The 13,071-nt window shown below is 28.3% G+C and carries 9 protein-coding genes; 4 read left to right on the plus strand and 5 right to left on the minus strand.

The genetic code is table 11. From position 1 onward, the window contains the following. Positions 1-3 precede the first annotated feature (3 nt). Complete coding sequence (locus tag L8T90_RS01595; protein WP_263736520.1) at positions 4-2,379, plus strand: tetratricopeptide repeat protein; 2,376 nt, start codon at positions 4-6, stop codon at positions 2,377-2,379. A 52-nt stretch (positions 2,380-2,431) separates the two neighbouring features. On the opposite strand, the gene L8T90_RS01600 is transcribed toward L8T90_RS01595, so the two are convergent. From L8T90_RS01600 to L8T90_RS01620, 5 genes are all read right to left on the minus strand, one after another. Next, positions 2,432-3,784, minus strand: coding sequence for a hypothetical protein (locus L8T90_RS01600; RefSeq protein WP_263736521.1), 1,353 nt, complete (start codon positions 3,782-3,784; stop codon positions 2,432-2,434). A 196-nt stretch (positions 3,785-3,980) separates the two neighbouring features. Continuing rightward, positions 3,981-4,355 carry an HIT family protein gene (locus tag L8T90_RS01605; RefSeq protein ID WP_263663842.1) on the minus strand — a complete coding sequence of 125 codons (375 nt, stop codon included), beginning with the start codon at positions 4,353-4,355 and terminating at the stop codon, positions 3,981-3,983. 43 nt (positions 4,356-4,398) lie between these two features. Next, positions 4,399-5,790, minus strand: a complete 1,392-nt coding sequence (fumC, locus tag L8T90_RS01610; protein WP_139453887.1) for a class II fumarate hydratase — start codon at positions 5,788-5,790, stop codon at positions 4,399-4,401. 128 nt (positions 5,791-5,918) lie between these two features. Continuing rightward, positions 5,919-7,718: a glutamine--fructose-6-phosphate transaminase (isomerizing) gene (glmS, locus tag L8T90_RS01615; protein ID WP_263736522.1), complete on the minus strand. Its 1,800-nt coding sequence runs from the start codon at positions 7,716-7,718 to the stop codon at positions 5,919-5,921. Positions 7,719-7,721: 3 nt separating this feature from the next. Beyond that, a complete protein-coding gene (locus L8T90_RS01620) occupies positions 7,722-10,076 on the minus strand; it encodes a nucleotidyltransferase (protein WP_263736537.1) in 2,355 nt (784 codons plus the stop codon). A gap of 115 nt (positions 10,077-10,191) precedes the next feature. On the opposite strand from L8T90_RS01620, the gene mqnE reads away from it, so the two are divergent. The 3 genes from mqnE to L8T90_RS01635 are packed head-to-tail and all read left to right on the plus strand — an operon-like array spanning position 10,192 to position 13,031. Next, complete coding sequence (mqnE, locus tag L8T90_RS01625; RefSeq protein ID WP_263736523.1) at positions 10,192-11,256, plus strand: aminofutalosine synthase MqnE; 1,065 nt, start codon at positions 10,192-10,194, stop codon at positions 11,254-11,256. Between the two features lie 8 nt (positions 11,257-11,264). Further along, positions 11,265-12,581: an NCS2 family permease gene (locus L8T90_RS01630; RefSeq protein WP_263736524.1), complete on the plus strand. Its 1,317-nt coding sequence runs from the start codon at positions 11,265-11,267 to the stop codon at positions 12,579-12,581. A 9-nt stretch (positions 12,582-12,590) separates the two neighbouring features. Continuing rightward, entirely contained in the window at positions 12,591-13,031 is a 441-nt protein-coding gene (locus tag L8T90_RS01635) for a phosphoribosyltransferase (protein WP_263736525.1), read from the plus strand. The last annotated feature ends 40 nt before the right edge of the window (positions 13,032-13,071 follow it).

Genomic DNA, 13,071 nt, shown 5'->3' on the forward strand with positions numbered 1-13,071 from the left:
GATTTGGATAATCTAATCACTGAATTATCAGATTTAGCTAAAGAATATTTTGAAAATTCAGAATTTGAAAAATGCGATGAGGTTTTAAGTGAACTTATAGCTTTTTGCAAAGGCGAGGTTGCGCTTGCTCAAGATGGTAAAATGATTTTTATAGATGATGAGGACAAACATCGTTTGCTTTTAGAAGCTTACCATAATAGAGCGCTTTGTAGATTTAATTGTTTGAAATTTCAAGAAGCACTTAAAGATGTAACCATAGCTGTAGAATTTGATCCTAGTAATGTATTTTTATTTAATCTTTTGGGTCTATGTAATTTTAAATTAGATTTATTACAAGAAGCACTTTTGGCTTTTAATAAAACTATAGCGCTAGATAATGCATATTATTTAGCATATTTTAATAGGGCTAGAGTTTATATACTTTTAGATGAGCACACAAAAGCTTTAAAAGATTTACAAACTTGTATTGATTTAGCTCCAGAATATTATATGGCTTATTATACTAGAGCCATTACTTTGCTTAGTATTGATCCAAAACAAGCTTTGATTGATTTTAAAAAGTCTCAAGATTTAGGATTTGAATCCTCGCAGATTTTTTATTATCAAGGTGTAGCTTGTGAGAATTTGGAAGATTATCAAAAAGCTATAGAATTTTTTACTAAGATGATTGAGCAAGATGAGAGTTTTGCTGATGCGTATTATAAAAGGGCTAATAATAAACGCAAGGTTGATGATTTAGAAGGAGCTTTGCAAGATTGTTTAAAATCTATTGAATTAGACAATGAAAACGCAATGGCATATTTGATTTTGGGACATATTTATAAAGATCTAGAAAAGATAGAATTATCAATAGATGCTTTTAAAAAATCAATTGAATTAGATGAAAATTTACAATATCCATGTTTTGCATTAGCTAGAGTTTTGTATGATCTAAAAGATTATGAACAAGCTTTGAAATATTATGATAAAACAATTGAGCTTTATGAAGAATACGCTCAAGCATATATTAATAGAGGCAATACTAAAATTAACCTAAAAATGATTGAAGAGGCTATAGAAGATTTTGACTTAGCAGCTAAATATTATCAAGAAAGAGCAAGAAAGCATGATTTTACTCCATCAGAATTGGCAGAACTTGAACAAGCAGTTCCTTATGGTTTTTATCATTTGGGTAATAGTTTATATGAAATAGACAAATATGATGAAGCTTTGATAAGTTATGAAAAAGCTTTGAAATATCAAAAAGAATATCCTGATGTGTTTTTTAATAGGGCTTATTTAAAATCTGATCTTGAAAAATATGAGGAAGCTTTAGAAGATAGCGAATTAGCTGTTAAATATTATAAAAAGCAAAATAATACCCAAGATTATGTTAATTCTCTTTCTCAAAGAGCTTGGATTAAAAGTAGACTTGAAAGATTTCAAGAAGCTATGGATGAATACAATGAGCTTATAAAAACATATAAAGATTATATTGATTTAAAAGATGTATTATTTGAAAGAGCATATTGTGCAAAAGAGCTTGAATCTTATGAAGAATTAATAGCTTATTGTAATGCAGCACACAAGGTGGATAAAAATAATTTTAAACTTTATTTTTGGCGAGGAATTGCTAAATATAATTTAAGCTTAGAAGAAGAAGCTATAGAAGATTTAAACAAGGCTTTAAAAATTGATAAAAATCATAATGGAGCAAAGTATTATAAGGGGCTTTGTTATGAAGATCTTTATATGTTTGAAGAAGCTATAAAATGTTACGATAGTGTGATTTTAAGTAATGAAGAAGATGATGAATCATATTTTCATAGAGCAAAATGTAAAAGAAATCTTGAAAAATATAATGAAGCCTTAAAAGATATCAATGAATGCTTAAAAATAATTGATGATGTTGGGGAGTATTGGATAGAAAAAGCACAAATTTTAAGCTTTTTAGGAAAATATGATGAAAGCTTTGAAGCGGCAAAAAAAGCAAGTGAGCTTGAACCAAAATCATATGAGTGTTATCATTTTATGGGTGCAGTTAAAGTGTATTCGCAAGATTTTAAAGAAGCTATAAAATATCTTAATATGGCTTTAAATTTAGATGAAAGTCAAAATTGGACACATTATTATAAGGCAGAGTGTTTAAGAAATTTAGGTGATTTTCACGATGCATTGCAATGTTATGAAGATTGCTTAAAGATAACAAAAGAAAATACTGATGCTTTGGTGGGAAAAATTCAGTGTTTAGAAGAGCTAAAAGAATACGAGCAAGCTTTAGAGTGTACTAAAGAATTATTAAAGCTTGATGAAGAAAATGAATTTGCATTAAAAAATCAAAATATTTTAATGCAAAAATTAAAACAGCAAAATAAAAAATGGTGGCAAATTTGGAATTAAGCTTTGTGTGATTTATTATTTGTGCAGATTTGAAAATTTGCATAAATAAAGTCTATTTGGTATTTTTAATGAAAATATGAGTTTTGAAAAAAGTTATTTGACCTTTTATATTAATGTTAAACTCCAAAGGGATAAAAATCAAAGATGAGTTATTGTTAAGTTTGTAGCTTAATTGTGAATTTTTCTGATAATTTTTTAAGATTTTGTCAAAATTTTCAAGCTTTAAAAGTTCTTTTTCCTGAAGTAAAAAATATAAGGTATTATCATCAATCTTCATAAAATATTTAAAGTCGCTTGAATTAGCAACAAAATCAAATAATACTTCATCGTAATTTTCTTTTAATTTAGAGTATTTTGGATGAAATTTTTTGGACATATTGTGAAATTCTATCTTTTGTGGTTTTAAATGAGTTAAATTATAAGTTTTTAAAAAATCATCAAAACTATAATTATTATTATAATTTTTATTAAGATTATGCAAGGTGTTTTTGATACTTTTAATTTGATTATAATATTGCCTGCTTTGAATATAGTCAAGATTTAAAGAATGTATAGAGATTTCTAATTTTTGCAATTGATATTTTTGTGAAGAGAAGCTTATGTAATTTGCAAAAAATCCTAAAAATAGCGCCATAAGTGCAAGTAGATAAAAAGAAAATTTTAATGCTATTTTTTGTTTAAACACGCTTAGATAATTTGCAATCAAAAGCCATAAATTTAAAGCTAATACTGCTAAGCGTTCTGGCGTAAAGCCATATTGTGTAATTCTAATTATAATAGCATAAAATACGAAAATATTTAGTGATAGTACCACAATAAAAAAGGCATAAAGTAATGATTTTTTGATTTTATAAAAAGATAAATTTATCCAAAGATTAATTAATAAAAAACTACCAAACCAAAGACATAAATGAACTATACTAAGATTTTCTAAAAGATTAAATAATGCTCCTAAACCATAGATAAAAAGCATGATTAGATATAAAATACTAAAAGTATTTAGTATAAAAACAAAAATTTTATGAAAATTGTATGAAGTAAAATTGCCAAGTAAAAATAAAGAAAAAATTCCAGCACTACAAAGCCATAATGATAAAACACAAGAATCTAACATGCTTGAAGAAATATCAAATAAAAAATCAAATGAACCATAAAATATAGCCAAAAATATACCAAAAATGAACCAAAAGCTTATACTAAAAGAAATGGCAGCTAAAAAATGATGAAAATAATTAAAATCATATAATTTTCTTGCACATACTAAAGCTATAAGAGCTGTTGTTAAGGAAATATACAAAGAATTATTAGTAAAAAATATTAAATAATTTTCTATACCATCTTTAAAAATAAAATTTAAAAATATATAAAAAATTAGCCCAAAAAATCCAACCCATAAATTTTTCAAACTTTTATAATTTTGTATTAAATTGCTTTTTGATTCAGTGAATGTTTCACAAAAAATTATAAATAGGGTTAAAAGTAAAAAAATACTAGTTTGGTATGAATCATTAAAAAATGCTACAAAAAACCAAAAACATAAATAAAAAATAACTCCAAGTGGATGATGTAATAAAGCTATATAGCTAGAATTAATAAATTTTTTAAACATGAATATTTTTTATTTTGTTAAGTAAAATTGATATAAATTCTTCAAAGTCAGGTAAATTTAAATCCTTAATTTCTCTTTGCTGTTTTCCCCACATGCATTCAGGAAAAAACCCATCTTCTTTAAACCGTGCCATAACATGAAAATGCACTCTTGGTACATAGTTTGCAAAGGAAGCTATGTTGATTTTTTCTGGGTTATAGTACTCTCTAAGGCTTAATTCGCAAGCTAAAACATATTGAAAAAGCATATTTTGCAAAAAGGCTGGGCAATCACTTAATTCTCTGTAATTTTCTTTAGTAAAAATTTTCACCCAAGGAATTTGAGAATTTTCTTTTTCTATAAATAAATAATCATTTTCATAAATCATACTAACCCTTAAGAAAAGACTAGGATTATTCCTAGTCTTTTGATTATTTTTTTGGTCCTATCATTTTTGTAGGATCTACAAATTTAGCAAAGTCTTCTTCACTTACCAAGCCAAGCTCCATAGCACTTTCTTTTAAAGAAATACCTTTTTTGTGAGCATTTTTAGCTACTTTAGCTGCGTTTTCATAGCCAATGTGTGGGTTTAATGCAGTCACTAGCATTAAAGAATTATGTAAATTATGATCTATTTTTTCTTTATTTGGCTCTATGCCAACAGCACAGTGGATATTAAATGAATGCATAGCATCAGCTAATAAATCAAGGCTTTGCAAGAAATTATAAATAATCACAGGTTTAAAAACATTAAGCTCGAAATTTCCTTGGCTTGCTGCAAAACCAATAGCTGCATCATTTCCCATAACTTGCACTGCAACCATAGTTAAAGCTTCACATTGAGTAGGATTAACCTTACCTGGCATGATGGAACTTCCTGGTTCATTCTCAGGTATGTTTAACTCTCCAAGACCACATCTAGGGCCACTTGCTAGCCATCTAATATCATTTGCTATTTTCATTAAATTTGCAGCTAAGCCTTTCATAGCTCCATGGGTAAAATTAATAGCATCATGGCTTGTTAGTGCATGGAATTTATTTGGACTTGAAACAAATTTAGTGCCTAAAAGCTTGCTTAATTCCTCGCTTACTTTTTCACTAAGTTCTGGATGTGCATTTAATCCTGTGCCAACAGCTGTCCCACCTATTGCAAGCTCTCTTAATGTAGGCAAAGAAGCGATGATTTGCTCTTTTGAGTGAAGTAACATAGAAAGGTATCCACTAAATTCTTGAGCTAGGGTAAGTGGTGTAGCATCTTGAAGGTGAGTTCTTCCTATTTTAATAATCCCTTCAAATTCTTTTACTTTCTTTTCAAAAGTCGCAATAAGCTCATCTAAAGCAGGGATAAGTTTTTTTTCTACTTGTTCTACTGAAACTATGCTCATAGCAGTTGGAAAGGTATCGTTTGAGCTTTGGCTCATATTTACATGATCATTTGGATGAACAAGTTTTTCTTTTCTAAAATCACCACCCATAATTTCAGTAGCACGATTTGCTATAACTTCGTTCATATTCATATTACTTTGAGTGCCTGAACCTGTTTGCCATATTGCTAGTGGGAAATTATCGTCAAATTTTCCTGCTACGATTTCATCGCAAGCTTGCACAATAGCATCTTTTTTAGCATCGTCTAATTTGCCAAGTTTGTTATTAACTAAAGCCAAAGATTTTTTAAGATTTGCAAAAGCATAAATTAAAACTTTTGGCATTTTTTCACAACCAATTTTAAAATTTTCAAAACTTCTTTCAGTTTGTGCACCCCAATATTTATCATTAGGAACTTTAATCTCTCCCATAGTATCGTGTTCGATTCTATATTCCATGGCTTTTCCTTGTAATAAAATAAGATATGATATTTAAACCAAATAAACCCTAAAGTTTGCTTATAATTTAAGAAGTATTTATAAAATTTTTTAAAAAAGTGTAGTTTTTTCAAAACTACACAAAATATTTATTCTACGGTAACACTTTTTGCTAAATTTCTTGGCATATCTACATCATTACCAAGTCTTATAGAAACTTCTAAGGCAAGAAGCTGTAAGATCACCATCATTTCAAAAAATTCACACATATAGTGTTCTTGTTTTGAAGTTCTTATAAAATCATCGCTTAAATCAAAATCAAGTGGAGAAATAGCAAGTAGGGTAGAATCCCTTGCAGCTAATTCTTCTACATTTGATTTGGTTTTTTCATAAAGGCAATTTTGCGGCATTAGTGCAACGGTAAAAAGCTCGCTATCTGCTAGAGCAATAGGCCCATGTTTCATTTCACCTGCTGGATATCCTTCAGCATGCAAGTATGAAATTTCTTTTAATTTTAAAGCCCCTTCTAATGCTAGTGGATAAAATACATCTCTTCCTATAAAGAAGAAGCCATGGCCATGTAGGTATCTTTTTGAAATTCTGTGTACTTTTTCATGCAAGTTTTGTTCAACTTTAACTATACTTGGCAAGCTTCTTAGGGCTTTGATTTCTTTACTCATATCTAAATTTGCTTTTTGTGCAAGATAGATTGCAAGCATCCATAAAGTTGCTACTTGAGTGGCAAAAGCTTTAGTTGAAGCCACACCTTTTTCAATGCCCGCTCTAGTAAGTAATGATATATCAGCTAAACGCACGATATTAGAATTATCCACATTACATATTGCTAAAGTTTTAACTCCTTGTGTTTTTGCTATTTTTAAAGCTTCAAGTGTATCAGCTGTTTCACCGCTTTGAGAGATTACTATAAAAAGAGTATTTTTGCCTATAATGGCTTCTCTGTATCTAAATTCACTTGCTACTTCAACTTTAGTTTTAATCTTTGCAAGCCTTTCAAGCAAATAAGCCCCGCTTAATGCTGCATGATAGCTTGTGCCACAAGCGCAAAGTGTTATTTCATCTATGTTTTGTAAAAGAGTTTCATCTATATCCTCAAAAACAATCTGCTCACCTTGTAAGCGTCCCATTAAAACTTCGCCTAAAACTCTACTTTGCTCATAAATTTCTTTTTCCATAAAAAATCTATAACCATCTTTTTGAGCATAACTTTTATCTTGGCTTAAAGCCACAAAAGTAGGTTGTATGCAAGCTTGATCATGGCAAATTTTGCATTCGTTTAAATTCACATATCCATAATCTCCATCTTCAAGATAAGCTACTTTATCCACTAAAGAAACTAAAGGTGCATCACTTGATGCAAAATAATATTCATTTTCATCGCCATTTTTTCCGATGATGAGTGGCACAGCATTTTTAGCAAAATAAATTGTATTAGGATCTTTTTTACTCACAAGCAAAATTGCAAAAGCACCTTTTAGTTCAGCTATAGTTTTTTTAAAAGCTTCAAATGGTTCTAAATTGCTTGCATAGTATTCAAATAAATGTACAATAACTTCAGTGTCAGTTTGACTTAGAAAATTAATACCTTCTTGTGTGAGTTTCGTTTTTAATTCTTGGTAGTTTTCTATGATTCCATTATGTATTACGCAAGAGTATTGTCCTAAATGTGGATGAGCATTTATTTCAGTTGGTTTTCCATGAGTTGCCCAACGCGTATGACCTATAGCAAGCCCAAATCCATCACTATTAAAATTAGCAGTTTTATTGGCTAAATTTTCTAATTTTCCAACCGCTTTAAAAAAGTCTAACTCCCCATCTTTCATTACTGCTATACCGGCACTATCATAACCTCTATACTCAAGCTCTTTTAAGCCTTCTAATATGATTTTTTTCTTTTCTTTGGTTCCTATATATCCTACTATTCCACACATCTTTTACTCGCTTATTAGTGATTTAAGAATTTGATCTTTATGATCTTGCAAGCTTTCATTTTTATGCAAAATCAAAACATTTCGCGTTCTTTCTTTTATGGTTTGAATTTTTGCTGCGCTTAAGATAATATCATATCTTGCAAGCACATCCATCACATAAGCCATTAAACCTTTTTGATCTTTTGTGTTTAAGGTTATTTTGGCATAGCTTTTGGAATAATTCATATCTAATTTTAATTCATCTTTTTTAATGTTTGGTTTTTTTGCCTTTTTTTGTACTTTTAAATGTAATTTAGAATTTAGTAAATTTTCTAAACTTTGTTTTTGAGTATCGCTTACTATATCTGAATATTCAAATTTCAAATAAACTTTTTCATCAAATAATTCAAAGAAGCTCATAAAGATTAAATTCAAAGAACTTAAAGTATTGAGTATATTTTCAAGATTGTTTTTTCTATTCATTATAAGTTCTAGGGTAAAATTATCTTGATTATCAAGCCAAAAAGTAAAATTTTCTTTTTGTGTAATTTGTGTTATTTTAATGATTTTTTCAAAACTATTTTTTATAAAAAATAAATTGGATTTAATATGAGTAATATTATTTTGAGTTTGTTCATCAAGATCTAAAAAAGCCTTACTTCTTTTTAGGGTTTGTTCTTTTTTTACTCTTCTTTGGCTCTCATCAATTAAATTCTCATCCTCAAAGCCTTCTAATGCATTTTGGAATAATCTTTCTAAACTTTTATAATAAAAATGATTTTCTATACCCAAAGCTTTAGCATTGCAAAAAGATAAAAGATGTAAGGTTTTTAAGGTATTTATATCATTTAATTTGGAAATAAAATTTAAAACAATAGTAGAATTATAAATATCTTCTTTTTCTATAATGTCTTTAAAAGCATTAAAATTTTTATACAATCTTAAGCCAAAATCTAAAAGCTCATTATCAACTTGGAATTTTCCTACATAAGCTCTGTAAATATTTGCTAAAGAAATTTCATTTTCTTCATGAATAGCACTTAAAAGTATGGTGAGTTTTATTATTAAAAGTGTATTTTCATCAAAGCTATAATCTTTTTCTTCAAAGTATTTTAAGCAAAGTAATGCTCTATCTAATGCACTATAAACACCTTCTTCTTCAAGCAAGAATTTGCTTTGAGTAAGAGGTTTGCAAAAATCTTTTAAAATATTAGCATCAGCAAGAAGTTTTAAAAGAGCAAAAGAATGCTTTCTTTCTAAAATTTTCTTGAATAATTCTAAATTTTCATCTTTATTTTCTGCTCTTCTTAGTGTAAAAATGAGTTTGATATCAAAATTATAATCTTTATCATCTAATTTTAAAAGTTGATTTAATATCAAGCTTAGGTTTTCACTTTTGTTAGAATAAGTAAAAAAGCTATCTTGTGTTTCATAAAGTTCATTATCTTTATAGTGTTTTTCTTGGATACACCTTGCTAAAAATTGTGTATAAATTCCACAAGTTTGCATACATTGCATAGCTTTTTGAATAAGTATGGATTTAAGATCTAAATTTTTCTTTTCTTTTTTTTGCATTAAGTTAGCAAGTTCTTGTGAATTTTGTATTAAAAATAAATTAGTGTTTTTACCTTCTAAAAGATTCATTGCACATTTAAGTGAAAATAAAAAATCACTTGCAAGTTTAAATTCACTTAATTCTTTTTCGTTGATAAAATTAAGCATATAGTTTTTAGGAGAATCTTTAAACAAAATACTTAAATTTTCTATATCAAGCTGCTCATCTAAACCGCCAAAATTTTTATTGATGTCAAATTCTTGCTTGATTAAAGGTTGATGATAAGGGTTAAATTCTTGCAAGATTTTTAAAGCAAATTCTTCTTTTAACTCTTCTTGAGCTTGAGAAATTTTTTCTTTGATTTGTTTGAATAAAATCTTAGATCCACAAATATAACGATATTGTAAAATATTTTGTTTTAGCTCGTTTTTAGCTATATTATAAAGTCCATTTATTTCACAAATTTGATAATTGATATTTAAATTAATATCATTTAATGAAGTAATAAATGCTTTCATTAAAGGCTTGATATTATAAGCTTTTATATCTTTATAAATAAGTAATAAATCAACATTTTCTTTTATACTTAAATTCATTTTAGCATATTGTCTAATAGCGATAATACAAAAAGGGAATTTATCATTATGCGGAAAATAATCATCAAAAAAATCATTCAAAACAAGCTCGTAAACATCTTCTATAAAACGATCAATTTCTTTAGAGTGGTAAAAACTAAACGAGCCTTGTTTTAAAAAAAGTCTAGAGCAATAAGCTTCATAATCTTTTAAAGAATTTTTTAATTTTTGAATTTTTTGTATATCCATAACTTGATAATAATCCTTATTCAATTTTACTAGTATCATACCAAAAATACTTTGTATTAAATTTTAAGTAAGTTAAAATTATAATTATAATTTAAATTTAAAAAATGGTAAGAACATGCAAACAATTATAGAAAAACTAGAAAATCAAGAAAGATTAAATGAAGAAGAAGCTAACAAGCTTTGGGATTTAGAGCTTTTTACTTTAGGCAAATACGCACAAAGAATTCGAACTAATTTGCATGGCAAAAAGGTTTATTTTAATATCAATCGCCATATTAATCCTACAAATATATGTGCAGATACTTGTAAATTTTGTGCTTTTTCAGCACACAGGAAAAATCCTAATCCTTATATTATGTCGCACGAAGAGATAATGAAAATAGTTGATGAAACAGTTTTAAGAGATACAAAAGAAATTCATATCGTTTCAGCGCATAATAAAAACACTTCATGGCAGTGGTATTTGGAAATTTTTAAAATGATTAAAGAAAAATATTCATTTTTACATATTAAAGCCTTAACTGCTGCTGAGATTGATTTTTTAAGCAGGGCTTTTAATATGAGCTATGAAGAAGTGATAGAAAAAATGCTTGAATACGGCGTTGATTCTATGCCAGGTGGTGGGGCTGAAATTTTTGATGAGGAAGTTAGAAAAAAAATTTGTCATGGTAAAGTAAGTAGTGAAAATTGGTTGAAAATTCACAAACTTTGGCATGAAAAAGGTAGACAAAGTAACGCCACAATGCTTTTTGGGCATATAGAAAGTAGAGAAAATAGAATTAATCATATGATAAGATTGAGAAATCTTCAAGATCAAACTGGTGGTTTTAATGCTTTTATTCCTTTGGTTTGGCAACAAGATAATAGTTTTATTACGGGTAAAAAACCACTTGGCTCAGTAGAAATTTTAAAAACCTTAGCTATTGCGAGGATAGTGCTTGATAATATTAAAAATATTAAAGCTTATTGGGCAACCATGGGTATAAATTTAGCTATGGTTGCTCAAGATTTTGGTGCAAATGATTTAGATGGTACTATAGAAAAAGAAAGCATACAAAGTGCAGGTGGGGCAAAAAGTTCAAATGGCTTGAGTTTAAAAACTTTTATAGAAATGATTCAAAGCTCAGGCTATATAGCAATAGAACGAGATAGTTTGTATAATGAATTAAAAACTTATTAAGGATAAAAATGGATTTTTTTAAACTTAAAGAACATAATAGTGATGTAAAAACTGAAATTTATGCAGGTATTGCTACTTTTTTAGCAATGATTTATATTATACCAGTTAATGCAAATATTATGAGTAATTCAGGCATGCCACTAGAAGCTTTAATTGTTGCAACTGCTTTAGTAACTATTATAGCTACTACTTTTAGTGCTTTTTTTTCTAATACTCCTGTGGCTATGAGTGTGGGTATGGGGCTAAATGCGTATTTTACTTTTAGCGTGTGTAATACCTATCAAATTCCTTGGCAAAGTGCTTTGGGAGCTGTGTTTTTATCGGGTATTTTTTTTACTTTATTATCTTTTACTAATTTTAGAATTTGGGTGATAAAAAGCATACCAAATGATTTAAGAAGAGCCATATCAGCAGGTATTGGAACCTTTATAGCTTTTATGGGGCTTGTGCAAATGGGGATTATCACCAAAAGCGAAGCAACTTTAGTGGGTTTGGGCGATTTTTCAAGTACTAAAGTGCTTTTTGGATTGTTTGGTTTGTTTTTGGTTTTTGTTTTTTGGGCTTGGAGGATTAAAGCTGCGTTTATTTTAGCTGTTTTTGTAAGTGCTTTGTGTGCTTGGATTTTTGGTATTGATGGAGCTAAATTTCCTGAGCAACTTTTATCTTTACCAGTTATTAGTGGAGATAATGGTTTAAGTGCTATATTTGGTAAGCTTGATATTAAAGGAGCTTTAGAGCTTAGTATGATTCCTATAGTACTTACTTTTTTTGTTACTCAGCTTTTTGATAGTGTGGGTACAATCACAGGTGTAGGCTCAAGAGGAAAAATATTTGATGATCCAAAACAAGGTGAGAAAAAATTAGGTAAAACCTTAGGCGCTGATGCAGCAAGTTCGGCTATGGGGGCTGTTATTGGAACTTCTACTGTAACTGCTTTTGTAGAAAGCTCAGCAGGTGTTGAAGCAGGAGGTAGGACAGGACTTACAGCTTTAGTTACTGCTATATGTTTTGTTTTTACCTTATTTTTGCTTCCAGTATTTAAAGCTATTCCTGCAAATTCTATTTATCCTATTTTGGTACTTGTTGGTGTTTTAATGTTTATGGAAGTTGCAAATATTAATTTTAAAGATAAAGCTATAGCAGTGAGTGCATTTTTTATTATCATTATGATGCCACTAACTTATTCTATTACCACAGGTTTTGCTTTTGGATTTATTGTATATTTATTTATGCGTATTATGCAAAAAGAATTTGATAAAATTAACCTTGGTATTATTGTATTAAGTGCGATTTCATTATTAGTATTTTTATTACAATTTTTATAGGAAGTGATTATGTATTATTATGCTTATGAAGAATTTCAAAAAGAAATTATTCCTTTTACGCGCAAAATTAAGGAAGAATTTAATCCTGATGTGTTACTTGCCATTGCAAGAGGTGGTATGACTTTGGGTCATTTTTTAGCAGAAGGTATGGGTAATAGAAACTTATTTTCTTTAAATTCCATTCATTATGAAGATACCCAAAAGTTAGATACGATTAAAATTTTTAATATCCCTGATCTTAGTTCATACAAAAAAATTCTTTTGATAGATGATATTATAGATAGTGGTGAAACTATGATAGAAATCAAAAGAGTTTTAATGGAAAAATATCCTCATTTAGAACTCAAAGTAGCAAGTGTTTTTTATAAACCTTCAGCATTATTAATCCCTGAGTTTTATATAAAAGAGGCTAAAGAGTGGATTGACTTTTTTTGGAGTATTAAAATTTAGCTTTAAATCAAATACAAATGCTATAATATATATTGACTTT

This window comes from Campylobacter sp. RKI_CA19_01121 (genome assembly GCF_025771295.1).
Classification (GTDB): domain Bacteria; phylum Campylobacterota; class Campylobacteria; order Campylobacterales; family Campylobacteraceae; genus Campylobacter_D.